The following is a 25,008-nucleotide window of genomic DNA, read 5'->3' on the forward strand; positions in this document are numbered from 1 at the left end:
GCGGCAAAGTATCTTACCACGCTTCGAGGAGGAGACAACCAGATATGAGATCAAGACCGCTGCGAGACGGCGCGCCGGGGGATGCCCGGTCGCCCGAGCAGGAATCGGAGGCGAGCGCCCGGCCGGCGAAGTCGTCGCCCGTGCCCGCGACGCCCGCCCCGTCGTCGGCCAACGACCTCGACTACAGCAACTTCTTCTGGGGTTCCGGCAAGGATCCCTTTGATATCCTGGGTCCCTTCGACGACTGGTTCGACGAGGCGCGCCCGGCCGGTTACTACCTGTTCGGCCAGCCCATGAGCAGCGCGCCGCGTTCGCGTGTCGACGTGGTGGAGCAGCTGCGCAAGGAGCGTCTCTCCGGCCTCATCAATCTGGCGTCCTACAACTACCTCGGCCTGTCCTACCGTCCGGAGGTCATCGAGGCGTCGATCGAAGCGGTTCGCAAGTATGGCACCGGTTCCTCCGGCTCGCCCATTCTGTCCGGCACCACCGAGATGCACGAGGAACTCGGGCGGCGCATCGCGGAGTTCAAGAACAAGGAGCAGTGCCTTCTCTTCCCCTCGGGCTACAGCGCCAACCTCGGCGTCATCGCCGGCATCATGCGCTCCGGAGACCTGGTGGTCACCGACCAGTACGCCCACGCCAGCATCGTTGACGGCATCATCCTCTCCAAGGCGCAGGTGCGCTACTTCCGTCACAACAACGCGGCGGATCTGGAACGGAAGCTCAAGGATTTCAACGGGCGCAAGCTCGTCATCGTCGAAGGCGTCTACTCGATGGACGGAGACCTCGCCAATCTCCCCGAGATTGTCGAAGTGGCGCAGCGCAACGGCGCCCGCATCATGATCGACGAGGCGCATTCGGCCTTCCTGTTCGGAAAGAACGGGCGCGGCGTCGCCGAGCACTTCGGGCTGGACGACGACATCGACATTCACCTGGGCACTTTCTCCAAGAGCCTCGGTGGCCAGGGCGGCTACGTGGCCGGTTCGCGCAAGCTCATCCGCTATCTCAAGGGCTTCGGCCGCTCGCACGTGTTCTCGTGCGCGCTGGCGCCGGGCGTGGTGGGCGGGCTGATCAAGGCGTGCGACATTGCGCGCGACGAGCCCGAACTGCGCGACCGCCTGTGGGAGAACACGGCGGTGCTGCAGGAACACCTGCGCGAGAAGGGCGTCGACATTGGCGATTCCGAATCGCAGGTGATTCCCATCATGATCCGCGACGACGATCGCGTGTTCCAGGTCGCCGAGGACATGATCCACAGCGGCGTGTACCTCAACCCGGTGCGCTACCCGGCGGTTGGCAAGCACCGCTCACGCCTGCGCATTTCGGTTACGTCGTCGCACACCCCGGATGAATTGCGGGAGGCGGCGGACATCATCGCCCGCGTCCTGGACAGGCACGGATTCCTATGCCGCTGACCCAGTACAAGTTCAAGCACGCCGTAAGCGCGTTCTTCGAGATGTCGCGCGACGCCGCCAAACGGGCGCTGCCGGCGCACCTCGAAGCCATGGAGGTCAAACACAGCCTCGGCGTGTTCGCGGTGACCGCGTTCGACTTCACCGGCAGCGAGGTTGGCAGCTACGAGGAACTCGTGCTGGCGGTCATCACCCCGCCGGTACTCGGTGTCGGCGGAGAGTTCCCGCGTTCCGCGTTCTACCCCTTTGTGGTCGGCACCAGCACCGAGGCGTCGCGTCTGCACGCCATCGAACGCTGGCACCTTCCCCACTACATGGCGGACATCCGCGTGGAGTTCGAAGAGAAGGACGGCAGGATGAATGTCCACGCCCACGAGAACGGACGTGGCATCCTGGACATGTCGGTGAGTGCGCACAAGTGGACGCGCGTCAACCACCTCTACCAGGCGTTCACCGTCGATCCCCCCCGGAACTTCAAGGCCGACATCCACATGGAGGGTGCGTTCACCGAGCACGAGGAGGAATCGGGCGAGATCGTCATCCACCCGCACCCCATGTGCGAAGCGCTCCTGAAGGCCGACGTCGCCTCCTACCCGTTCCGTGAGCTCTGGATGAAAGACGGCGTCCAGACGTTCGAGGAACTTCAGACCCTCTAGCACCGGCACCGTTGCCCGTTCCCATGCCCCGGAGCGGATCCTTTGTCGTTGTCGTCAACCCCGCCGCGGGTCGCGGGCGTCGCCGTGCGCGCCTGCGCGACTACCTCGATCGCCTCAGAAACCAGCTCGGAGAATTTCAGCCCGCGGTGACGGAACGCGCCGGCGACGAGGTCGCCATCGTCGATCGCGCGCTGGCCGACGGCGCGTCGACCATCATCGCGCTCGGCGGCGACGGCACCTGGAGCGCGGCGGCCGACCGCATCATCGCCAGCGGCCGGCGCGACGTCGCGCTGGGCCTCCTGCCCGTCGGCACCGGCAACGACTTCGGAAAGTCGCTGGGAATACGCCACGAGCACGCAGACGCGGTGGTCCGGGCCATCGCGGAACGGCGCACCACCACCGTGGACGCGGGCCGTGCCGGCGGCCGTCATTTCCTGAACGTGGTGGGGCTGGGCTTCGACATCGCGGTCATCGACGACGCGGAGCGAACCCCACTGCTGCGCGGCGACCTGCTCTACCGTTTCTGCGCATTGCGCCAGTTGTTTCGCTTCCCCGGCCGCAACGTGACCATCGAATCCCCCGGCCGACCACCGGAGAAGCTGGACATCCTCATGCTCACCGTGAGCAACGGAAACTACTTCGGCGGGTCGTTTCACATTGCACCACGCGCCAGCCTGGCGGATGGCCGTCTGGATGCGGTGGCGATTCGCGACGCGGGACCCTTCACCCGCGCGCGCCTCTTTTCGCAGGTCTCCAGGGGCGCCCACGAAGGTCTGGCCGAGGTCGTGTGCCTGCAGTCTCCCTCCTTCACCCTCCGTTTCGATGGCACGCTGCGCTACGAGATGGACGGCGAGGTGTACGAGGCGCGCGATTCGCTGACGGTCGAGTCGGTTCCCGCCGCGCTCGACATCTGCGTGCCATCCCGGGAGGAGGCTGCATCGTGAAGGCGGTCGTGTTCGACGGCGCCATTCCGCGCTACCTGCTGACCCTCGCTCTGGGTGCGGTGTCGAAGAGGGCGATGACCGGCCCGCTGCGGTGCACCCGGCTGCGCGACGTTCCCGAGCCCGCACTGCCGGGCGATCGCTGGGTGCGCGTGAAGACGCTGCTGGGCGGAATATGCGGCAGCGACCTCAATCTGGTCTCGCTGCACGTCTCACCGTCCACCTCCCCCTTCTCCTCGTTTCCGTTCGTCATCGGGCACGAGAACGTGGGCGTGGTGAGCGAGGTGGGCGCCGCCGTAACGCGGGTGAAACCGGGCGACCGCGTCGTCGTCAATCCCCTGCTCGCATGCGGTACGCGCGGCATCGATCCCCCGTGCCGCCACTGCGCGGGCGGCTACCCCTCTCGCTGCGAGCACTTCACCGACGGCGCACTCGCGCCGGGCATGCTGCTCGGCACCACGCGCGGCCTGGGTGGCAGCTGGGGAGAACAGTACCTGGCCCACGAGAGCCAGGTGACAACACCCGGCGCCGCCGTAAGTGACCGCGCCGCGTTGCTCACCGAGCCACTCGCCTGTGTCATCTCTCCACTCCTCGAACACCCGCCCGCAACCGGCGCCCGCGCGCTGGTAATCGGCGCGGGTTCCATGGGATTGCTGGCCACCTCGGCGCTGGAGGCCCTGACCGACGCGGACGTCACCGTGCTGGCGCGGCACCGGTTCCAGGCGGAACACGCGGAGCACGTGGGCGCTGACCGCATCGTCTCCGGGCGCTCCGCCCAGCGCCTGCAGGAACTCTCCCGGCTTTCCGGCGGCCGCCTGCTGCAGCCCATCCTGGGGCCGCCCATTCACGTGGGCGGCTTCGACGTGACGGTGTTGTGTGTGGGAAGCGACGCCGCCGTACAGGACGCGCTCCGCTTCACGCGCGCGGGCGGTACCATTCTGCTCCTCGCCAACGTGGCGTCGCTCAAGCGGGTCGATTGGACACCCGTGTGGATCAAGGAACTGACCATCCACGGCAGCCTGTGCTACAACGCCCCGGGCCACGCCGGCGCGCACGGGGGCGCGTTCCAGACCGCCGCCAGCCTGCTCGAGGGTTCCCTGGGATCCCGCCTGGAACCCCTGGTGACGCACGTCGTGCCCCGGAGCGACTTCAGGCACGCCCTGGCGCTGGCCTGGGGACGCGGGGGGAGCGGCGCGGTCAAGGTGGCACTGGCAGCGGATTGACCCCCGCCGTAGAACAGCTGCGCGAATGTGCTCAGGCGCCGGGTGAGGGCGGTGATACACTCCGCGTGTACGAAAGACGAGCACGGAGAGAACCGCATGCCTCGCAACACCGCGGAAGTCAGGAACCATGGAACTCAAACCCAGCCAGTATCAAGCCGCCATGCGCCTGCTCAAGAGCGCCGACGAGGCCATCCTCCACGTCATGTCCGGCTGCAAGCGCAAGGACGAGGCATCGCGGCTGCGCCGCGGCATCGAGGAAGCCGAATCCCTGCTAAAGAAAGTCAAGCAGGAGCTTCGGGTCGGATGAGGACGGCATCGCGGCGGGTTGATCCTCTGGCACGCACCCTCACTTTTTCTGAAGAGGTGAACGAATGAAACCGATCCGGGCGCTGGGTCTCGCTCTGGTCATCGGCAGTGCGTCGGCGGCAATGGCCACCGACCCCGGCCGGGCCACCGAGTCCACATCCAACGAAATCATCTATGACATGACCGTTCCCTGGCCGTTCCGCGAGGTCAACAAGGACGACTCAGACGGCGACCGGGTGCTCGACCGCAACGACGCGTGCCCCGGTACGCCGCGGGGCGCCATCGTCGATGCAAACGGTTGCCCCCTCGATACGGACGGCGATGGTGTCCCGGACGGCATCGACCGCTGCGCGGAAACGCCCCGCGGGGCAATGGTCGACCGCCACGGCTGCCCGCAGGACTCCGACGGGGACGGCATCGCGGACGGACTGGACCGCTGCGCACGCACGCCGCGTGGCGCCATCGTCGACGCACACGGCTGCCCGCAGGACTCCGACGGCGACGGCGTCGCGGACGGGATCGACGAGTGCCCGGGCACGTCGACGGAACTCGCCGTGAACAAGAAGGGATGCCCGGTTCTGATCGGCGAAGTTGGTCAGCAGTTCCTCGACGGCGACGCGGTGGCCTTCAACATTGCGTTCTCTTCCGGCAAGGCCGAGATTCAGCCAAGTTCGTACGCGTTCCTGGACAGCGTGGGCGTCGTACTGAACGACTGGCCGGAGGCGAAGGTCGAGATCGGCGGACACACCGACTCGCAGGGCGCCGCGACGTTCAACCAGCAGCTGTCCGAGAAACGCGCGCAGGCGGTGAAGGACTACCTTACGTCCAAGTACAAGAGGATCCGTCCGCGCAACCTGACGCCGGTCGGCTACGGCGAGAGCCAGCCGGTGGCCACGAACGACACGCCGGAAGGCCGGGCGAGGAACCGGCGCGTCGAGTTCAGGCTGACCAATGCCAGCGAGCTGGGCAAGGACGTGGAGACAAAGCGTTACAAGAAACGAAACGAATAGCCGCCGCTTGGTTCATCAAGAAAACTGGGGCGCGGTGTCCGGCACCGCGCCCCTTATTCTCTCAGGCACCCGCGGCCGCTATCTGGCTGGCACGCCACAGGACCGCGACCCGGAGCACGTCGATGTCGGACTTTTTCGGTCGGATGGTGCGCGTGGTCAGTTCCGCCGCCTCGGCACCGGCCGTCTCGATCTCCCGGATCTCCTCCTGCAGTTCCGCCGCCAGACTCTCGTACTGCGCACGCAGGGCGCGGGCATTGTCCTGCGCGTGGGCGACGTCCCGCTGCTGCCGGGCCGTCCGATCCACGCCCCTCGCCGCCGTCGTCGCGCGACCCAGCGCGGCCTGCGAAACCCGCTTGCGGCCCATGAATGCGGTGAGCAGCGTGGCGCCGACCGAAACCGCCGTTTGCATGCGCTGGCTGTTGGCCTGATCCTTCTCGCGTGCGACCGTTGTTTCAGCCCGGCGGATGCGGTCTTCGAGCGTTGCCAGCTTCGCACTGTATTTTGCGCGCAGCTTGTCCACCCGCTCGTCGCGATCAACTCGAAGCGCGTCGGCAATGCGTACACGAAAATCGCGCTCGCTCTCGCCGGGCTTCGACAGCAACCTGAGCCGCTTCACTTCGTGCAGGGTAATGCCGTCCCCCCGATAGAGCGCGTCCGCCGCCGCCTTCGACCACGCCGCAGCACTTCCCTTGCGGCCGGCCGCGGCGGGAAGATCGCCGAACGACGCACCCGCGGCCGGCTCCGGCCCCGGTTCGGGCGCGCGATCGAGTTCTTGCGCCGTGCTCCAGTCGGGCCCCGCGAGGTTCGCCGCCAGGGGCGCTTCCAGCACGACCGTCCTGGTGTGGGGACTGCCATCGGGCAACGCCACGTGCACCCGCGCCTCGGCAATCGCATACGGCACGTAGGTCACGGAAGCACCCGCGGGCGCGGCGCCGAAAATCTGCGGCAGTTCGGCGGGAAGCACCGGCCGCGCCAATGACGCCACGGACATCGGGGCAGCCACGGGCGCGGATCGGCCGGGAGGCGCCTTCTGCGGCGCATCCGCGAGTGCATCCCCACCACCGCCGGGCAGGCGGCGCAGCTGCGCCCGCGTGAGCGGGCCGGCGAGGTAGGACATCACCCAGCGCGTCCGGAACACCACCGGCGCATCGTCGTGAATGTTGTGCATCAGGAACGTGCGCGGCTCGAGCGATCCGATGACCGTCTCCAACCGCTTCGCGTCGACGCTACCTGTCGCACTGGCGAGCCCATCGGCGAGCCGCTTCTTGTCCCTCTCCGTCTGCAGCCGCCCGATGAACCACGTGCCCGCGTTGGAGAGCGCCTTGTAGTCGAGATCCACCGGGTTCTGAGTGGCAAGCACCACACCCACGCCGAAGGCACGCGCCTGCTTCATCAGGGTGAGCAACGGCCGCTTGGAAGGGGGCTCCTCCACCGGTGGCATGAAGCCGAAGATTTCGTCCATGTACACCAGCGCCCGCAGCGACGACGTCCCCGATCGCGTCCGCATCCACGCCACCACTTCATTGAGCAGCAGCGAGACGAAGAACATGCGCTGCGCGTCGTCGAGGTGTGCAATCGAAAAGATCGCCACGCGGGGCTTTCCAGACTCGGTGTAGAGCATGCGATCGATATCGAGCGCATCGCCAGTCAGCCAAGGTTGGAATCCAGGCGAAGCCAGCAGGTTGTTGAGCAGCATCGCCAGCCCGAACCGGTCCCTGGAAGGAAAGAACGACTCCAGTTCCATGACGCCGACGCGCGTAAACGGCGGCTGCTGGACGGTCTGCACCAGCGCCGCCAGATCCAGTTTCCGGTTCTGCTCCCACGTGTGCTGGAGAATCATGGTCAGGAGAATGTGCTCGCGGCTGCGGAGCGGATCGGCTTCGACGCCGAGCAGCGAGAGCAGGCTGGACACGACCCCGCTTGCCCGCTCGGCAATGACCTCGGCACCCTCGCCGGCGGCGCGTGGCGGCTCCAGTGACGCCAGGACCGACACCGCGCGGGCGGCGTCGCTGCCCGGGGTGTAGAGCGTGAACTCGGCGGACTCGCGCAGCCGGCGAATCCGGTCTGCGCCCTGCCCCCATTCGGCCAGGCCCTTTACCCACTTTGCCGCCTCGCGACCCGCGAGTTCGTCGGGCGTGATCCCCTGCTGGCGGGCGGTGTCCTCGTTGATCCAGGGCCGGAACGACTCCGGCGCAAGGTCGGGGAACGTCAGCATGAGGTCCGCAAGGTCGCCCTTGGGATCGATGACGATCGCCGGGACGCCGTCGATGGCGGCCTCTTCCAGGAGCGCAATGCACAACCCCGTCTTTCCGCTGCCGGTCATCCCGACGCAGACGGCGTGCGTGGTGAGGTCGCGTGAGTCGTACAGCAGCGTGGTGTCGGTCACACTGCCGCCTGCATCGACTTCGCGCCCGAGATAGAAAGCTCCGAGCTTCTCGTAGGATGTGTCCATGGTGGCGAGATTAGCGCAAAGACCCCCGGAGTGCAACGGCATGCGTCGCGCGGCCGAATGATGCATATGAATCATTGCTCCGCGGGGCGCACAGAGGGGACAATCGTGTGTTGCGCCACACATTCCAAAGGAGAGCCACCATGCTGAGAATTCTCCTGCCGCGGTCGATGAGGCATTTGGGTCCATTCGCGGCAGTTTTCTGTTGCCTTGTCCTGGCTCTGGGCAGTTGCGGGAGCGACGACCCCACCCAACCAGAAGTCGCGCCGGTAAGCGACCTCGGGGCGATGCCCCCGGTCCCCAAGCCAACCAGCCTGACGAGCGAAGCCAAATCGGACACTGTCACCGTTGTGAAGCCCCTGCGCGTGGTCTTCGCGCCGAAAATCTACAACGCGCTCTCGGACTGGCGCATCCACACCCGCGCCTGCACGGAGGAATTCTGGGTCGCCACCTGCGGAGCATGGTCCGCGTACGAAGAGTTCCCCGCATCCTGGGTGACCGATCTGCCCGCCAAGTGGAACCACGTACCGCCGACAAGTCCCCTCGCCAAGCCCCAGTTTCGCGATATCGAGGGCAAGGCGATGGAGCCAGGAGAGCTCAAGTACTACAAGGGAAAACTCAACAACCACCGCTGCGGCCCCCTGGACATCTACATCTGCTGGAACGACGCGGAGTGGATCACCACCCTTCCGGCCCTCGCAAAGCAGCCCTATCTCTGCCGGGATCGCTTCTGGGTGGTCGCGGGCAAGAGCCAGATCCTCCCGCAGGGCTTCAGCCAGGAGATCACCACATCCATCACGCAGGGTGTCGAGAAGACCGAGTGTGACGAATTCTCGGTTTCGATGACGGTGGAAGGCGAAGTGAGCGACGGGTTCAACAGCCTGAAGACCACGATTGAAGCCAGCTACACCAAGACGGTTACCAAGAGCGTCTTCCAGCAGACATCCGTCGAGACCCGGTACACGCCGGAACCCGTACCCGCGGGCAAGCAGGCCGTCTACCAGGTGTGGGTGCTCGTGGACCGTTACACGATAACGGACAAGAACGGAAAGCCGTTCTCCGATCCAAACTACGCGTTTGGTGCCTGCAAGCGGGTTCACGTGCAGGGCGTTTGGGAAGCGCACGCCATCACGTACTTCCCCGACACGGCCGTGGCGACAGCGCAGGCGGGCGAATAGCGGGGCCAGCGGCGCCCGCGCACAGATCTCGGCCGCCACCCCGACATCCCGGCCCCGCAAGCGGCCGGGAGAACACGCTATGCCCGGGCCCGGGCAGGCTGCTATTCTCCCGGCCGTGCGGAGTCCTGATCCACTGCATGCCGGCCGGCCGCTGATCTCGGCCGTCCTTATCACCCGCGACGAGGAACGCAACATCGCGCGCTGCCTGCGCAGCGTTGCCCCGTTCGCGGCCGAGACCCTCGTGGTCGATTCCGGCAGCACGGACGCCACGGTGGAGATCGCCGCCGGGCTCGGCGCCCGCGTGCTACACAATCCATGGCCAGGCTTCGGACCCCAGAAGCGCTTCGCGGTGGAGCACGCCTCGCACGACTGGGTGTTCTCGATCGATGCCGACGAGGAGGTCTCCCCCGCGCTGGCCGCGGAGATTGCGGCGCTCGACTTCTCCAAAAACGCCTACCAGGTGCCCCGCACCGTCCACTACCTGGGGCGATGGATCCGCCACGGCATCTGGTATCCGGGCTACGTGACGCGCCTCTTTCGGCGCGATCGTGGTGCATTCACCGGTGACGCCATCCACGAGAGCGTTCGCGTCGACGGCCCGGTCGGGCGTCTGCGCAACGATCTGCTGCACTACTCCTACCGCGACGTGGACCACCACCTGGAGAAGATGAATGAATTCACCAGCCTCTCTGCGCAGAAGATGTTCGCGGAAGGACGGCGCGCCAGCATGTTCCGTCTCGCGCTGCAGCCAGGGCTCGAGTTCCTGCGCTCGTACGTCGCCCGCGGTGGAATCCTCGACGGTTACCCCGGCCTGGTGATCGCTCTCTTTCACGCCTACTACGTGTTTCTCAAATACGCCAAGCTGCGCGAACTGTGCATGCACCCGGAGCGGGCATGAGCGTACCGGACGTCTCACTGGTCATCGCCGTCTACCAGCGCGACGATTTTCTCACCCTGGTGCTCACCAGTCTTCTCGACCAGACATTGCGCAACTTCGAAGCGATCATAGCCGACGACGGCTCCGGCCCGCCGGTCGCGGAGGTCATCGAGAGTTTCCAGGGCGCGCTCGCGCATCCCATTCTCCACGTCCGCCACGACGACGACGGGTTTCGCAAGACCATCATCGTGAACCGTGCGGTGACGCGCGCGCGGGCGGATTTTCTCGTCTTCATCGACGGCGACTGCATCCTGCACCGCCGTTTCCTGGAGCGCCACTACCGGCGGCGCCGCCGGCGGCTCGCCCTTTCCGGCCGGCGGGTGATGTTCGACCGTGAACTCACCGAACGCCTCACCACCGACGACGTACGCTCGCGCCGCATCCAGCACATTCCCTTCTGGTGGAAACACGCGGGCCGCATCGACCGCTGGAACGGCTTCTACCTGCCGTTCATGCACCGCCTGCGCAACATCCGCCGCGCCGACTACGAACTGGTGGGATCCAATTTCTCGCTGAACCGCGAAGACTTCTTCCGCGTGAATGGCTACGACGAGCGCATCGTCGGGCGGGGGCTCGAGGACAACAACCTCCGCGCGCGCCTGCTCAACAGCGGTGTCGCGGTGGGCACCATCACGCGCGAAGCGCTCCAGTACCACATGTTCCACACCGCGGACCCCATGCCCCACAGCCGCGAGTTCATCGACAAGTACCGCTGGATCGGGGAAGCACGCACCCCACACGGCATCGAGAAGGAGTGAGCCGTCAGGCCGGCGGATTCATGCGCCGGCGGACGATGTCCTCCAGCTGATCCACCACGTTGGGCCACGCATAGCCGCGCACGCGCCCGAGCGCTGCCGCCGCGAGGCGCTGCGAGAGCGCGGGGTCGCGTCGGAGACCGGCGAGCCCGCGCGCAATGAAGAACGGGTGCCGCCAGCGCGCCACCCACGCCGTTTGCATGTGAATGGCGAGGTCCCGGGTTCCCGACGGCGTGCACACCACCGGCGTTCCGCACGCCATTGCTTCCGCCACCGTGTTCGACCAGCCCGCGCGCTTCTCCGCGCTCACGAACACATCGCAGCCCGCGTAGATCGCGGCAAGTTCCTGCTGGGTGGGATTGACGTGGAACTCGACCGGCAGCCGCGAATCGACCTCGCGACGCGGGTCACGCTCGTTGCCCGCGCCAACGTGGTCGAACAGTACCACCGTCACCGCCGGCCCGCCCCGGCGCGCGAGATCGCCGGCAAAGCGCTCGATGGCCTGCAACGCCGTGGGAACGCCCTTGCGACGCCGCGACGCGCGTCCGAACGCGAGTACCCGCACCGTGCCGTCATCGGAGCGCGCCTTCCCGGCGGGCCGAAACGTGGCCGGGTCGATTCCCCCGATGGCCTTCTCCGCGCGCACACCGCAACGCCGGCGCAGGTGCTCGGCCATGCCCGAGGAGTTCGCCACCGCCACCCAACCCGGATGTCGTGCGATGCGCCGTTCACCCGGAATACCCTCCAGCGCGAAATAGAAGATCTTGAGACGCGCGCTGGCACGCTCGAACGCGGGCACCAGCGGCGGGTCGTTGCACAGGAGGACATCGTGCCGCGCCCCTTCCAGCGCCGACGCCGGCCGCGTCTCCCCCGCATAGGCAAGCCACCCGGGCGGCTCGCCCCCGGGGTGGTAGATGACGTAGCGGTGGCCGCGCCGAACCAGTTCGTTGCCGATCTCGATGAAACGGCGCACGCCACCAAACACCCCCACCCCGGGCAGGAGTACGCCGTAGTCCAGTTTCTGCGAGGTCTGCATGTCTCGAACCGGCGCGACGCCGGGAGGCCCACGGTACGGGAGGGTTTCGGAATTGGCAAGTCCTGCTATACTGGCCGCCGATGTGCGGCGTTGCGGGTGTTTTCAGGTTTGTTCCGGGCGAGGATGATCGCGCGGCCGTGCGTGCCATGAGCGGAACCCTCGCGCGCCGTGGCCCCGACGACGACGGCCTCGAGGTGGACGGTCCGCTCACCCTCGCGCACCGCCGCCTCGCCATCCTCGACCTCAGCCCCACCGGTCACCAGCCCATGAGCAGCCCGAACGGCCGCTTCGTGGTGAGCTTCAACGGGGAAATCTACAACCACGACGACGTGCGTGCCGAACTCGGTGTCGAGCGCGGCGCGTTGCGCTCCACGTCCGACACCGAAATCCTGTTGCTGGCGTGGGAACGTTGGGGCGTGTCCTCCCTCGACCACCTGGTGGGACAGTGGGCCTTCGCCATGTACGACCGGCGGGAGCGGCGGCTGTGGCTGGCACGCGACCGCTTCGGGGAGAAACCACTCTTCTATCATCAGGGTCCGGCGGCGCTCACATTCGCGTCCGGGATTCCGGCCCTGCTGCAGGCACCCTGGGTTCCCCGTGAACTGGACCGTGACGCCATGCTCGAGTACATCACGCTGCGCTACGTGCTGAGCCCGCGCACCGTGATTGCCGGCATCCAGAAAGTGCCGCCCGGCCACGTGTTGCAGGTGGACGCTTCCGGGTCGGTGGCGCAACGCTGGTACGAGCCCCGCTTCACCCGCACGCCGTCTCCTTCGCGCAGCGAAGCCGTGGCCGAATTCGGCCACCTGCTCACCCGCGCCGCGCGCCGCTGCATGGTGAGCGACGTGCCGGTAGCGCTGCTGCTCAGCGACGGCATCGACAGCAACGCCATTCGCGCCGCGCTGCGGCCGGACGGGGGGATCCGCTCCTTCACCTATGCACTGGCGGATGCCGCGTCCGGTCTGGCGCCCGCGAGCGGTACCGGCGACACGGAAACATTCGACCTGCGCGTCACCCCGGCGGACCGCCTCGAGACCATGCTCCCCGCCTTCGCCTCCTTCGGCGAACCGGTCGGCGACGGGGCGGCACTCGCCACCTGGCTCCTCATCCGCCGGGCACGGGAGCAGGCCAGCGTGTTTTTGTGCGGTCACGGAGGAGACGAGGTGCTGGGAGGATACCGTCTCAGCCAGGACCGCTTCCGGCTTGCGGTGGCGCACCAACTGGCCCGGCTGCCCGGAGACCTGTCGCGCCCGGCGCTCGACCGGGTGCTCAACGGCGCGGAGCCGTTCCCGGTGCGCCTCGAGCGCATGCGGCGGGCGAGCGCGGCGCGCGCACCGCAGGCCGCGCGCTACCTCATCCACCGGCCCCTGCCGGTGGTGGACGCCGAGGCCCTCCTCGCCCGCCCGATCGCCAGCAACGACGGTTACCTCGACGGCATCGACCGACTGTACGGTGCGTGCGCCACCGGCGCCGCCGACCTCGACCGCATGCAGGAGGTCATGCTGCAGACCTTCCTCTCGGAGAACATCCTCTCCTTTGCCGACGCCATGGCGATGGACTCGTCTGCCGAACTGCGCATGCCCTTTCTCGACCGCGACCTGGTCGACTTCGTGCTGTCGCTGCCGGCGTCGATGCGGGTGGGGGCGACGCCGGGCCGCACCAACACCAAGCTCATCCTGCGCTGGTGGGCAGATGGGCGCGTCGCACCGGATGTGCTTGCGCGCCGCAAGCGCGGCTTCCCGTTCGGGAACCTGCCCGGTCTGCTGCTTGCGCACGGGGACGCCGTACGCGCCCGTGTCACCGGTGCATCCGCCGTTCGCACAGCGTTCCCCGGCGTCGGGCAATGGCTCGAACACCCACCGGAATACTTTCGCGCCTCCCGCGAGGGAACCCTGTGGGCGCTGCTGTCACTGGGAATTTGGTGCGAGGCGCACGGCGTGCGCTAACGTCGCGCGCGCGACCAGAGGTAGAGAAACACCGCCACCGCGGTGGCGGCATTGAGGGACTCCACCCGGTCACTGATGGGGATGGAAAGCGCGCGCGACCGCATGGCAGCCGGAAGCCCCGGGCCCTCCAGCCCGGGCAGGAGCGCAAACCGTTCCGGAAACTGGAAATCCGCAACGTCCCCGCCCTCCCCCGATAGCGGAATTACGGCGAGTCCGGCCGGCAGCGCGCCAATTTCGGGCCCGCTCATCAGGGAAGCGTGAAACACCGCACCCGCCGAGGCCCGGATGGCCCGCGGATGGTAGGGATTCCCGCTGCCCGCCAGCAGAACGATGTTCGTCACACCCATCGCGGCCGCCGAACGAATCACAGCCCCCACGTTCTCCGGGTCCTGAAACGGCACCAGCAACGTGCACCCCATCGGCAGCGGGGCAGCTGCATCCCACGCGGACATCGGTGGTGTGCGCACCAGCAGCAGGGGCGCGTCGGTGCCGAAAATGTCGAGCTCCCGAAAGAGCCCCGCCGCGAGCTGAAACCAGGCGGCGCCCGGCGGCAATGCGAGCGGCGGATCCGGCTGCCCCTCGCGGTTGACCCACGCCTCGCAGCGGTCCGGAAACGCCTGCAGAACGTCCCGGATGGTCTTGGGACCCGACACGAGCACCAACCCGCTCTTGCGGATCTCGCGGCCGGAGAGGGCACGGCGCAGGTCCTTGAAGATCGCGTTCCGGGCGCTCTCGATTCGTCTGGCGGAGGGTTGCGTCATGGGGTGCGTGACGGCCGGCGGCCGCCCGTGCGCTGCATTATAGGGGCCCCGCAGCGGGCCACCAACAGCCAACTGCGGGCGGGAGACGGGCGCACAGAATTTCTTCAGATACCCCCTTGACAGTCTATCGGGCGCCCGAATAAAGTTCAGGGCGCCCTAATCTCAGGAGACAATGATGTCCCGAATTCTATCCGAAACACTCGAGATGTACCTGAAGACGATTCTCATTCTGGAACGCTCGTACAGTCCCGTGCGGGTGAAGCAGATTGCCGACGAACGCGGCGTCAGTGCCGCCAGCGTTACCGAGGCCATCGGCACCCTGCAGGAGCGCGGCCTCATCCTGCACAAGGCCTACCAGGGCGTGCGCCTCTCCGCCGAGGGGCGGCGGGTGGCCGAGAAGATCGTGAATCGCTTTGAGGTGTTGCAGCACTTCCTGACCGACGTGCTGGGCGTCGAACCGGCCATCGGCCGGCGGGATGCCTGTGAGATAGAGCACGTTGCCAGCGCGGAGACCATGGACCGCCTGGAGGCGTTTCTGGCCTACGTGGACCACTGCCGCCTCAACGTGTCCGAGGTCATCTCACACTTCAAGGACTACTACACCCTGCGTGCGCAGGGAGACGTTTGCAGCCAGTGCGAGTTGGGAAAGCTCCCCACTCCCCCGGCGGAGCGGGCCCAGTAACGGGTCCGGGCAAGAAACACCAGACAGGAAAGGAACCTCTTGATGACGGGTCACGGCAACCTGCGCGCTCACCGCGCCGCCAACTTCGCAACGGCGCTCCTGCTTCTCATCGCGGCGGCACCCGCAGCATGGGCTCAGTCCGCCGCCGGCAGCGAGGACGACGACATCACCCTGGAACAGAAGGTCGAGGTGCTGACCGAAGAGGTGTCGCGGCTGCGCGAACAGATGAACATTCCCGAAACCGACAGGGAGTTGACGGGGGCGTACGGCATGGGCCCGGCGGCCAGCAAGGTGTACGGCGTTTCACACGGCATTTCCTTTGGCGGTTACGGCGAGTTTTATTTTGCGGCCCCGGTCTCCAACGCCGAACAAACCGGTGCGGTAAACACCGCCGACTTCCTGCGTCTGATTGCGTACGTCGGATACAAGTTCAGCGACCGGATCGTTATGAACGCCGAGATCGAGTACGAGCATGCCACCACCGGCGCGAACTACGACGACGAGTCCGGCGAGGTCTCGGTGGAGTTTGCCTACCTCGACTTCCTTATCGACCCGGCATTCAACATCCGCACCGGCAACCTGCTTGTGCCGATGGGCTTCCTGAACAACATGCACGAACCCACCACGTATCCAGGGACCTTCCGCCCGCTCACCGAGAGGACCATCATCCCGACCACCTGGCGCGAGATGGGAGCCGGCGCGCACGGTGCCGGTGGCGGGTTCAGCTACTCGGCCTACGCACTCAACGGCCTCAACGCCACCGAGTTCGACGCCAGGGGCGTGCGCAGTGGCCGTCAAAAGGGCAACCAGGCCATCTGGGAGGATGTCGGCGCCGTGTCGGGCGTGGACTACGCCCACCGCGCGACCGGCTGGACGGCGAGCGTTGGCGGCTCCGCCTATTATGGCGGCGCGGATCAGGGCCTGGTGTCGGATTCCACCGGGGCCGCAATCGACGTCACCAACCAGGTGTACGAGGCCCACGCGGAATTCCGCCGCGGTGGATTGAGCGCGCGGGCGCTGGTCGCCACCAGCCGCATCGACAACACCGAAGCGCTGAGCCGCGCCCTGTACACGGACCCAGGCGGCACGCTCACCAGCCAGGTCCCCGGGGAGCAGCTCGGCTGGTACGTGGAGGCGGGCTTCGACATCGCCCCGCTGCTGGCCAACCACGCGTCGTTCACGCTGAAACCGTGGCTGCGCTATGAACGCGTGAATCTACAGCAGGCGGTCACCGCTGGCACCGGCCTCGCCGCGGACCCCGCACTCGACGGCACCCTGCTGACCGTCGGCGTAGAGAGCAAACCGCACCCCAACGTCGTTCTCAAGCTGGACTTCGTCTTCCCCGCCAACGAATCCAGTGCACCAGTGAGCGACGAGGTCCGGCTGGGCGCCGGATTCATCTACTAGGACGGACATGCGCTTCCTCGCCGCCGTCTTCATGGTCCTTCTCGGCCCCGCGGGTATCCGGGCGGAGGTTTTCCACAGCCGTGAATCCGCGCTGCGCCTCGCATTCGCCGGCGCGGACAGTGTCGTGAAGCACGAGATGTTCCTGAGTGCCGAGCAGGCGCAGCGGGCGGGCGAACTGGCCCGTGCGCCGCTCGCCTCCCGGCTGATCACCGTCTACACCGGAATGAAGGACGGCACCGTGACCGGCTGCGCGTTCATTGAGACCCACCGCGTGCGCACGCTCCCCGAGACCCTGCTGATCGTGATCGGCCCGGGTGGGCGCGTTGCGGGCGTACACGTCCTCGCCTTCCACGAACCGCCGGAGTACGGCTCGCCGGCGGCGTGGCTGCACCAGTTCGACGGGCGCGCGCTGGACGACGCGCTGAGCCTGCGGGGCGACGTTGCCGGCATCACCGGCGCCACGCTCACGGCTAACTCGGTTACGGCCGCCATACGCCGCACGCTGGCCGTCTATGCGGTTGGCGTTGCCCCGGCGCTGCCCCGCCCGGATTCAGTGTCGGCCACAACCGGCGCGCACCGCTGAAGCGCCCGCGAAGGAGAAGCCCTTGCGTTACGTCGTCACCGGTGAGTGGAACAAGAACAGCCTGCTGCGTCTGATTCTGTTCTTCTTTCTCGTCTTTATCCTCTTTTTCTGGATCACCAACTGGATTCTCTACTTCCAGAAGATGACCCTGGCCCCGGCGTCGGTGGTCGGGTACCTCCGTGGCGACCCCGCTGCCGAGTTCGGCCTGCCTCCACGCCCCCTGGGCGCGCTCGCGGAGACGAGCCACTTCCATCTCTTCGCCATGGGGGTCCTGGTGATGACGCTCACCCATCTGGTCCTGTTCGTGCCGGTGAGCGCCCGGATCAAGGGTACGCTCACGCTGGTCACGTTCCTGAGCGCACTGCTGAATGAAGGAAGCAACTGGCTGGTCCGCTTCGTTCACCCCGGCTTTGCGGTGCTCAAGGTGGCGTGCTTCCTGCTGTTGCAGGTTTCCCTGTTCGGTCTGCTGGTGATTACGATGATCGGCGTGCTGCGGCCCGCACGGAACGGTCATGGAGAAGGAGCACGGCCCGCGGCGGGCGCGCGAGCCTGATCCGCCGCCGAAGAAGCGCGGTGCAGCCCCATTGCGTAGAAGAGCGCGAGCGCGGTGAGGTAGGTGAACCCGAACGCCCACAGGACGTCGCTCGCAAAGTGCGCCCCCTGGACCATGCGCGCCACACCCACCAGGAATCCGTAGCCGAGTCCCAGCATCAAGACCGCGACTGCCTTTGTCCTTGAGCGTCGGCGCATCAGGAAGTACGGGACGAGCAGGTAGAACCCCATCGCGGCGTGCCCGGAGACGAACGAGCCGCCCATCTCCTTCGGGCTCTTCACCCACGGCTCCACGTAGGCTCGGTCGCCGCCGAGTTCCGTGACATCGAGCGGGCGCGGCCTTCCCCAGTTCTCCTTGAAGACGTCGTTCACGATCACACCGGGCCCGATGGCCAGCGCGAGCACCAGAAACAGTGCAGGCCGCCGCCAGGTGCGCGCCCGCGAGTTCCAGAAGGAGGAAACGAAAACGACCAGCGCGGCGATCCCCACGATCCAGGCCGGGATCACCCCGTAGTGCTTGAGCGCGTGCCAGGGCTCCGCGCCGCCCTGCTCCCAGCCCGCGGCGGACGAGTAAAATCTCGCCTCGATGCCCATGTCCAGGCTCGTGGTCCAAAAAGGAATGGTCAGGCCAACGAGCAGGACGACGGGCAGCAACCAGTCCAGCAGGACAGTTGTACGGGCAGTCATCGGTTGGAGTCCTCCCGGCAGCAAACCCTGCACGACGTGATTCACCCTGTCAACTTGATCGTGCGGTCACCGGGGCACCGCCGCTTCAGGCTGTTTGGGGATATCCTCTTCCGCCAGCGTATCTTTGAGCTTCCACGCCTCCCTGCCACCGGCGAGGATCATGCGCAATCCGTACTCTTCCGCAAACGAAGATTGAGAGCGGCCAGCCCACGGCATTGCGGCCCCGCGCGTCCGGGGTCAGGCCGGGTCGCGCGCAGGGCACAGCCGCGGGCGGAAGACGTGTCCCTGAAACTGTACGCCGACATCACCGATAGCTGGAGCGTGTCGGCAGGCTACCGCACCGTCGAGGGCGGCGCCGACGTGGACGAAGTCCACAACTTCGCCTGGCTGCACTACGCGGTCCAGTCTGCGTCGTACCGTTTCTGACGACAGCCGGGACCACCACGGGCCTGCCTAGCGCACCAGCAGCGTTACCTCGGTCTGCCCCATCACGGTCGGCTCCTTCTCCGTGGCCGGGATCTTCATGTAGTCCACGACCGAAGACACCACCCGCGTCATGTACACGGTGGCCCGGATCGTCGTCTCTCCCTTTGCCACACCCGGCGGCAGCTGCCACGTGAATGTCTCGCCGATCGCCTGCAGCGGGGGCAGGCGGTAATCGGGCCCCAGGGACGCGGTGTTCCACTGGGCAATCGTCATTCTCCCCGCGGGGTCCAGGTAGGGCATGCGGAAGATGCGGTCCCCGGCGGGTACGTCGCCGTCGCGGGCAAGGCCGGGGAACTTCGCGATTCCGCGGATTTCGCCGAGGTCCTGGTAGGACAGCACCGCGGGATCCGCAATGGTCCAATCCTCGCCCTCGAAACCCTTGCGATCGACCGGCAGGTGCCACTTCCTGCCCCCGCTGTCGGTCGCCTCGACGTGCATCCACACCACACGCTCTTCCGCCGAACCGCTGGGTATCATGTGGCCGGCCTTGGCATTCATTACAGTGGCATCGACGACGATCGCACCACCAGTCGCCACGGACGACTCGCGCGGATACAGCAGCACCTCGACGGCGCCATTGAGCTTCTCGGGAAAGTGCACACCGTGGAAGGTGTGTCTGCGCACTCCCTTGACCTCCGGGCCACCGTCACTCAGGGTGCCGTCGGCCGGGGGCATGTGGCACTTCTGACAAGTGATCCCCGCTCTGGCGTAGGGGCCTTCCTTCCATTCGAGATGCGTCGCCTTGACCCAGACGCCAAAGGGATCCTTTTCGTTGTGACAGATACCGCAGAATTCTCCGGATGCGAGGAACTCGTTCACCGCGATCTCGTGATACTCGCTCTCCATGCCGGGGCGCGTACCCTGCTTTGCGGTGCCCGGCGCCATGGTGTAGTTGAAGTTGAACGGCACGTCACCGCTGAAGCCCGTGATCGAGTGGCACACGTCACAGCTGACACCCTCGTTGGCACGTGTGCCTTCGGAGGGATGTTTCGGCGGAATGTCTCCGGCCAGGTAGGCGAGCGGAGCGTGGCAGCCATTGCACCCGGACTTCACGCCCGCGACCTTCTCGTTCTTCAGCGCATGCGGCAGCGCCAGTTCGAAGTATTCGATTTCATCCCATTCATGGGTGAACGACTGCGCCATCAGCGAACGCGCGTGCTGCCTCGCGATTTCCGAATGGCAGTCGGCGCAGGTTTCGGTGGTCTCGAATCGATCGTAGGGAAGGCTCCCCTCAGTCGGTCCCTCGGCGCCGTAAGCGACCGCTGCGGCGAGGAGCAACGCGGCCATCGTGAGCGTTCCCACACTCTTCCTCATGGCGTCCTCCTTGTGCTTCCGAGTCCGGCATCACCGCCGGCTCACAGTGCTGGCGATGTTCCATCGACTACAGAATACCGGATCGACGTATCTTTTGTCGCGCAGAACTGATCGTGCGGCAACGCGCAGCAAGCGCATTACGCCGAACCGCGTGGGCCGCAGCGCTTCCCCGATTCCCCTCCAATCACATGTGCAACTCGCCTACTCGCGGGCGCCCCTCTCCCCCCGGACCAGGAAAGCTCGGCGGCGTCAGAACAGTCGCCATTCCGGAAGCTTCTCCATGCCGGCCGCGGCCGCATCGGACGCCATCCGGGCTTCCAGCTCGCCCATCCTTGTGGGGTCGAGTGGTGAAACCGCCGCAGACTCGCGCATTTGCCGCACCCTGTCATGTGCCCTGTCCGCCGCACTCCTCCCACCCGCCGCTTCCCAGTCGCCCTGTGACAACCGGTCGATAACCGGGCCCGGATAGTAGACCTCTTCACGAAAGTGCCGGCGCGTGTGCTGCGAAGTCAGGAACGAACCCGACAACGCGCATTCACGGATCACGTCGAACCCCGCGTCTTCCCCACGCAGCCGGATTCCCTGGACAAGCCGCTGCGCATGGGCGCACACCTCATTGTCGATAATAAGTTTCTCGAGGCTCTGGCAGTTCACGTAGTTCAACAACCCGGCACCCGCGACGATGTTGACACCGGCAAGCGCGGCCAGCACCGCCCCGAGTGTTGTTTCGAACCCTGCCTGGAAGTCGGGCGTCTTTGCGTCACTCAGTCCCAGGTAGGAGTGGGTGGGCAGACCGAAGTGCTTGCCGATCTGAGCATACGCCGCATCGGCCATCACGGCCTCAATGCCGCTCATCGGCGCGGTTCCCTTTCTCATGTCGAACACGGCCGCGGCGCCTCCGTAAACCAATGGCGATCCCGGCCCGGCCGTTTGGTGAATAACAACTCCACTCAGGTTCTCGGCCGTGTGCTGAACGAGGGTACCCATCAGCGTGACCGGAGCAGTAGCGCCCATCAACGGGGCCGGCACGATGGTGGCGGGCACGCCGCTTCGCCCACAATCGATCAACGCCTGGCACGTGAGGTCGCTCCACATCAGGGGTGACGACGGGCAGCAGTCAAAAACGGCCAGCGGCTTTTCTCTTACTGCCTTCGCGGTACCGCGAACCACGGTCAGGAACGCGTGCATCGTCGCGAACGCATCCTTCGTGAAGGTCCCCGTAACCACGGGCTTGCGCCCGTAGGCCAGCGCCAGAAACAACCGATAACGATCGGCAAGCGCCCCGGGCACGTCATCCGGAACCACGCACGTACTCTGCAAATCCATCGCCGGAAGACTGTCCACCAGCACGACAAACTCACCCACATCGCGCGTGGTTGCTTTTCGAATGGATCGCGTGGCAAAGTCATGGACCCACGTCGCCGCCGATCCGGGGACAAAGCACACATCATCGTCACCCACACGGACCGCCTCCTCGCCATCCCTGTCATACAGAAAGAACGAGTGCGGCACCGTTGCCATACAACGCTCACACGTTTCCCGCGCGATGAAGACCCGCCGGCGATCATTGGCTATCCGCCCGCCCGCCTGCGACAACAAGTCGAGCGCCTCCTCGTTCTCCACCAGAATGCCGATGTCTTCCAGAACGCGAAAGGCCTCCTCAACAATCAATGCCACCTGTTCCGAGGACAGTAGTTCGACTCGGGGCCGATGAATGTCACCCATTGCTTCCCATTCACCTCCCTGGTAACCGTTTTGCGTCGGTATTCGCAATTGATCAGCTCACAACCATCACACGCATTATCGCTCCGCATCTCCATCGGGTGTTCACCAACACTGACGGCGAAGGTGATGGACTTGCGGGGCACCATCATGCACCCCTCCGTCAGCGCAACTCCGAGGCTTTCGCCGCCCAGGGCGGGCAGGATCCATCTTTGCTCCGAGAGGGCCCAACCGCCGTAACCTGGACTGAAGCGCCTTGTGCAACGCAGTCCTTCGCGGGCAATGTCTCCGCGAATCAGGTCGTTTGCTGCGTCCGCCGCCGCCTCAACCGCCGCGGAACCGAATACGTTCATGATCAGCGCCTTCGCGATTTCTCCGGCGGCATCGTACCTCTCCATTGCCTGCTCCACGCCGACGCCGATCGTTACCAGGCACAACACTGCCCCGTCGAGCTCTTTGAGAAACAGTGACCGCGCCAGCAGTTCCGGTCCGGCGCGCAGAATTGCGCATGCTGGCTTGAGCAACGGCGCGGCTTCCGCTCTCATCTCCGCCACGATGTCCCTGACCCGTTGCGGGACCGGGCGCTCCGCGTAGCCCAACATGCCCAGCACCACATCGTCCTCGAACAGGATCGGCAGGCTCGCCTCGCGCCGGATGTCACCCATGGCTGTCTCCCGGCCGGTGTCGGATAGCATCGGATGCACGGCGGATGAAGTCGGGCGTCGTTCCGCAACACCCGCCAACTGCGTTGACGCCAGCATCAAACAGCCCTTGTACGTGCTCGGCGAATTCCTCCGGTGCCTGTTCATACACCGGCCCACCAGCGCGAATCGCCGGATTGCCGGCGTTCGGCTGGCACAGCAAGGGCACTGTCGTGCTGCTTCTCAGAACGGCGGCCAGATTCAACATGTCTCCACTGGTGATCGAACAGTTTGCCCCGATCACGTCAGCGCCGGCCGCCTCGAGCTGTTTTGCCGCCTTCGACGCCTCATCACCCATGATGGTAAAGAACCCGCGCGGGTTGCGGTTGTAGGTAAGCGAGACCGCCACCGGGACATCGACCGTGTTCTTCGCCACTTCCAGCGCGATCAGGGCCTCCCTCAGATCGATCATGGTCTCTATGAGAATGAGATCTGGCGCATCACCACCACCGGCGCTACGCAGAGGCCCCAGGAACTCCCTTCGAACACGATCCGGATCCGCGGAGCCCACCGGCGGCAGCATCTCACCGCCCGGTCCCAGCGAGAACGCCACGAACCGACGGCGGTTGTCGGCGCCTCGAGAAGTCTCGGCAACCGCTTTCCGTGCGAGCTGCAGTCCTGCGGTGCTGAACTCGGCCGTGCGATCGGCAAGACCGTGCGTGGCCAGGCGAGCGGGTGTTGCCCCGAACGTGTTGGTCCCGACAACCTCGGCACCGGCGTCCAGATAGGCGCGATGAACACGCGTTACTGCTTCCGGGCGCGACACGTTCCATTCTTCGGGAGGCCAGCCGGCCGGCAGTCCGAGCCCGATCAGCATGCTCCCCATTCCCCCGTCGAACAGCAGGCGGCCTTCGGCAAGGCGCCTCATTATCCCGAACGACTCCATCTATTTCTCCAGCAGGGAGTCGGCAAGCTGCACGGCCGCCACGGCATTCTCTCCGTGGCCGTCCGCACCGATCTCCTTGCTCCATTGCTCACTCGTCGGCGCCCCGCCAATGATTACCTTGACGTCTTCGCGCAGCCCCTTCTCTTCGAGCAGCCTGACCACTTCTCGTTGCCCCGGCATGGTTGTTGTCAGCAGGGCGGATAGCGCCAGGAACCGCGGCTTTTGCGCAGCCACTTCGGCGACGAACTTGTCATGCGAAACGTTGGCACCCAGGTCGACCACTTCATAGTTGTTGGCCAGCAGCATCGTCGCAACGAGCGACTTCCCAATATCGTGGATGTCTCCCTGAACCGTCCCTATCAGCACGCGTCCTTTTGTTCGAGAGCCACCCTGTCTGAGCAGCTCGGGTTGCAGAATGCACATGGCCACCTTCATTGCCTCCGCACTGAAGGCCAGCTCCGGCAGGAAATACTCGCCTTCTTCCCATAGCGCCCCTGCGGCCCTTACCCCCGCCGCGAAGCCCCCCTCGATCACTGCCAGAAGGTCGTATTCACGCTTGAGGGTTTCGTGGGCAAGGTGCGACGCACGTTCGCTGTCACCTTCGCGTACGGCTCGCTCGCACTGAGACAGGAACTCTTTCACGTGAAGACCTTCCTTCTTGCTGGCGACGCCAGCTCCGCCCCGGCCGCGCCTGGAGATGATTCCACAGTGGGATCCGGTCTTGCCACTACGTTAGCGTATCGCAGCGACTTGTCAGCGGCCACGCAAACCTGCGGTTCCATTGGCGATCGGCTTTAAGGGCGGGAATGGTACCGGAATTTTGTGGGGCGATGATGGCGTGAAGAATGGCGTCCCCAACGGGAGTCGAACCCGTGTCGCCGCCGTGAAAGGGCGGTGTCCTAGGCCTCTAGACGATGGGGACCCCTGAGAATCGGACCGCTAGCGTACGAGGGCCGGCCGGTTTCTGTCAATTGATAACCCCCTCTACCCGCGCGACACGTTGCCGGCCGAAGATCCGCCGGGACAAAGCAGGAGGCTGTTGCATGAATGAATTCACACGATCGAGCGTGGGGAGGTCTTGCGTGGTTTGCCGGCGCTCACCGCCCTGCGTCTTGCGCCGTCGGTTGCGGTGGCCGCGGACTGTTCGCCCGGCGGAACGGTGCTCGCCTCGATGGGGCGCACGTTGTTCATGTTCACGTCGCGGACGGACAGTTCGCCGTCGCGGTGCGTGAGCACACCTCCGGCGAGGGCATGCCTGCCATCGTCAAGGTCTCCCGGTCGGACCGGCCCGAAAACCCGGGTCGCCGCGGGCCTCTGCCTCAGCCAGATGTCGGAGGAGCAGCCTGGAGACGTCCCCCCGCGGGTTCCCGCCCGGCGG

The 25,008-nt window shown here is 66.1% G+C and carries 25 protein-coding genes and 1 tRNA gene; 15 read left to right on the forward strand and 11 right to left on the reverse strand.

Features of this window, described 5'->3' with window-relative positions; translation table 11 throughout:
- Positions 1-44 precede the first annotated feature (44 nt).
- The 6 genes from OEX18_02490 to OEX18_02515 all read left to right on the forward strand — a co-directional run bounded on the left by OEX18_02490 (position 45) and on the right by OEX18_02515 (position 5,548).
- Entirely contained in the window at positions 45-1,415 is a 1,371-nt protein-coding gene (locus OEX18_02490) for a pyridoxal phosphate-dependent aminotransferase family protein (protein ID MDH4336127.1), read from the forward strand.
- Positions 1,406-2,068: an acetoacetate decarboxylase family protein gene (locus OEX18_02495; GenBank protein ID MDH4336128.1), complete on the forward strand. Its 663-nt coding sequence runs from the start codon at positions 1,406-1,408 to the stop codon at positions 2,066-2,068. Before OEX18_02490 ends, OEX18_02495 begins: the two co-directional genes overlap by 10 nt.
- A gap of 23 nt (positions 2,069-2,091) precedes the next feature.
- Entirely contained in the window at positions 2,092-3,012 is a 921-nt protein-coding gene (locus OEX18_02500; GenBank protein MDH4336129.1) for a diacylglycerol kinase family lipid kinase, read from the forward strand.
- A complete protein-coding gene (locus tag OEX18_02505) occupies positions 3,009-4,232 on the forward strand; it encodes an alcohol dehydrogenase catalytic domain-containing protein (GenBank protein ID MDH4336130.1) in 1,224 nt (407 codons plus the stop codon). Before OEX18_02500 ends, OEX18_02505 begins: the two co-directional genes overlap by 4 nt.
- Positions 4,233-4,359: 127 nt before the next feature.
- Positions 4,360-4,539 carry a hypothetical protein gene (locus OEX18_02510; protein MDH4336131.1) on the forward strand — a complete coding sequence of 60 codons (180 nt, stop codon included), beginning with the start codon at positions 4,360-4,362 and terminating at the stop codon, positions 4,537-4,539.
- 64 nt (positions 4,540-4,603) lie between these two features.
- Positions 4,604-5,548: an OmpA family protein gene (locus OEX18_02515; protein MDH4336132.1), complete on the forward strand. Its 945-nt coding sequence runs from the start codon at positions 4,604-4,606 to the stop codon at positions 5,546-5,548.
- Between the two features lie 61 nt (positions 5,549-5,609).
- On the opposite strand, the gene OEX18_02520 is transcribed toward OEX18_02515, so the two are convergent.
- Positions 5,610-8,000, reverse strand: coding sequence for a DUF87 domain-containing protein (locus OEX18_02520; protein MDH4336133.1), 2,391 nt, complete (start codon positions 7,998-8,000; stop codon positions 5,610-5,612).
- 347 nt (positions 8,001-8,347) lie between these two features.
- On the opposite strand from OEX18_02520, the gene OEX18_02525 reads away from it, so the two are divergent.
- From OEX18_02525 to OEX18_02535, 3 genes are all read left to right on the forward strand, one after another.
- A complete protein-coding gene (locus tag OEX18_02525; protein MDH4336134.1) occupies positions 8,348-9,175 on the forward strand; it encodes a hypothetical protein in 828 nt (275 codons plus the stop codon).
- 115 nt (positions 9,176-9,290) lie between these two features.
- On the forward strand, positions 9,291-10,073 hold the full coding sequence (locus OEX18_02530; GenBank protein ID MDH4336135.1) for a glycosyltransferase family 2 protein: 783 nt from the start codon (positions 9,291-9,293) through the stop codon (positions 10,071-10,073).
- On the forward strand, positions 10,070-10,870 hold the full coding sequence (locus tag OEX18_02535; GenBank protein ID MDH4336136.1) for a glycosyltransferase: 801 nt from the start codon (positions 10,070-10,072) through the stop codon (positions 10,868-10,870). Before OEX18_02530 ends, OEX18_02535 begins: the two co-directional genes overlap by 4 nt.
- A gap of 4 nt (positions 10,871-10,874) precedes the next feature.
- On the opposite strand, the gene OEX18_02540 is transcribed toward OEX18_02535, so the two are convergent.
- The gene (locus OEX18_02540) at positions 10,875-11,903 is read right to left on the reverse strand and encodes a glycosyltransferase family 4 protein (GenBank protein ID MDH4336137.1); all 1,029 of its coding nucleotides are present in this window, start codon (positions 11,901-11,903) and stop codon (positions 10,875-10,877) included.
- Positions 11,904-11,983: 80 nt separating this feature from the next.
- Between OEX18_02540 and asnB the strand changes: the two genes are divergently transcribed.
- The gene (gene asnB / locus OEX18_02545; GenBank protein ID MDH4336138.1) at positions 11,984-13,849 is read left to right on the forward strand and encodes an asparagine synthase (glutamine-hydrolyzing); all 1,866 of its coding nucleotides are present in this window, start codon (positions 11,984-11,986) and stop codon (positions 13,847-13,849) included.
- On the opposite strand, the gene OEX18_02550 is transcribed toward asnB, so the two are convergent.
- Positions 13,846-14,610, reverse strand: coding sequence for an RNA methyltransferase (locus OEX18_02550; protein MDH4336139.1), 765 nt, complete (start codon positions 14,608-14,610; stop codon positions 13,846-13,848). The two genes, asnB and OEX18_02550, sit on opposite strands and share 4 nt — an antisense overlap.
- A 175-nt stretch (positions 14,611-14,785) precedes the next feature.
- Here OEX18_02550 and OEX18_02555 point away from each other — a divergent pair, with 175 nt between their 5' ends.
- The 4 genes from OEX18_02555 to OEX18_02570 are packed head-to-tail and all read left to right on the forward strand — an operon-like array spanning position 14,786 to position 17,835.
- Positions 14,786-15,292, forward strand: a complete 507-nt coding sequence (locus OEX18_02555) for a metal-dependent transcriptional regulator (GenBank protein MDH4336140.1) — start codon at positions 14,786-14,788, stop codon at positions 15,290-15,292.
- A 42-nt stretch (positions 15,293-15,334) separates the two neighbouring features.
- A complete protein-coding gene (locus OEX18_02560; GenBank protein ID MDH4336141.1) occupies positions 15,335-16,699 on the forward strand; it encodes a hypothetical protein in 1,365 nt (454 codons plus the stop codon).
- Positions 16,700-16,706: 7 nt separating this feature from the next.
- The gene (locus OEX18_02565; GenBank protein MDH4336142.1) at positions 16,707-17,282 is read left to right on the forward strand and encodes an FMN-binding protein; all 576 of its coding nucleotides are present in this window, start codon (positions 16,707-16,709) and stop codon (positions 17,280-17,282) included.
- Positions 17,283-17,304: 22 nt separating this feature from the next.
- Complete coding sequence (locus OEX18_02570; protein ID MDH4336143.1) at positions 17,305-17,835, forward strand: hypothetical protein; 531 nt, start codon at positions 17,305-17,307, stop codon at positions 17,833-17,835.
- Here OEX18_02570 and OEX18_02575 read toward each other — a convergent pair.
- On the reverse strand, positions 17,793-18,521 hold the full coding sequence (locus tag OEX18_02575; GenBank protein MDH4336144.1) for a phosphatase PAP2 family protein: 729 nt from the start codon (positions 18,519-18,521) through the stop codon (positions 17,793-17,795). The genes OEX18_02570 and OEX18_02575 overlap by 43 nt on opposite strands.
- Positions 18,522-18,800: 279 nt before the next feature.
- On the opposite strand from OEX18_02575, the gene OEX18_02580 reads away from it, so the two are divergent.
- Positions 18,801-18,947: a hypothetical protein gene (locus OEX18_02580; GenBank protein MDH4336145.1), complete on the forward strand. Its 147-nt coding sequence runs from the start codon at positions 18,801-18,803 to the stop codon at positions 18,945-18,947.
- 27 nt (positions 18,948-18,974) lie between these two features.
- Here the strand turns inward: OEX18_02580 and OEX18_02585 are convergent, their stop codons facing one another.
- The 7 genes from OEX18_02585 to OEX18_02615 all read right to left on the reverse strand — a co-directional run bounded on the left by OEX18_02585 (position 18,975) and on the right by OEX18_02615 (position 24,866).
- The gene (locus tag OEX18_02585; GenBank protein MDH4336146.1) at positions 18,975-20,321 is read right to left on the reverse strand and encodes a multiheme c-type cytochrome; all 1,347 of its coding nucleotides are present in this window, start codon (positions 20,319-20,321) and stop codon (positions 18,975-18,977) included.
- Between the two features lie 249 nt (positions 20,322-20,570).
- Positions 20,571-22,046 (reverse strand): trimethylamine methyltransferase family protein, encoded by a 1,476-nt coding sequence (locus OEX18_02590; GenBank protein ID MDH4336147.1) that lies wholly within the window; start codon positions 22,044-22,046, stop codon positions 20,571-20,573.
- On the reverse strand, positions 21,989-22,708 hold the full coding sequence (locus OEX18_02595) for a hypothetical protein (protein MDH4336148.1): 720 nt from the start codon (positions 22,706-22,708) through the stop codon (positions 21,989-21,991). Before OEX18_02595 ends, OEX18_02590 begins: the two co-directional genes overlap by 58 nt.
- Positions 22,701-23,630: a homocysteine S-methyltransferase family protein gene (locus OEX18_02600; protein MDH4336149.1), complete on the reverse strand. Its 930-nt coding sequence runs from the start codon at positions 23,628-23,630 to the stop codon at positions 22,701-22,703. Before OEX18_02600 ends, OEX18_02595 begins: the two co-directional genes overlap by 8 nt.
- The gene (locus OEX18_02605; protein ID MDH4336150.1) at positions 23,631-24,272 is read right to left on the reverse strand and encodes a corrinoid protein; all 642 of its coding nucleotides are present in this window, start codon (positions 24,270-24,272) and stop codon (positions 23,631-23,633) included. It abuts the gene before it with no gap.
- 204 nt (positions 24,273-24,476) lie between these two features.
- Positions 24,477-24,552, reverse strand: a tRNA-Glu gene (locus OEX18_02610).
- A 131-nt stretch (positions 24,553-24,683) separates the two neighbouring features.
- A complete protein-coding gene (locus tag OEX18_02615) occupies positions 24,684-24,866 on the reverse strand; it encodes a hypothetical protein (protein ID MDH4336151.1) in 183 nt (60 codons plus the stop codon).
- Positions 24,867-25,008 lie beyond the last annotated feature (142 nt).

Source organism: Candidatus Krumholzibacteriia bacterium (assembly GCA_029865265.1).
Lineage (GTDB): Bacteria > Krumholzibacteriota > Krumholzibacteriia > WVZY01 > JAKEHA01 > JAKEHA01.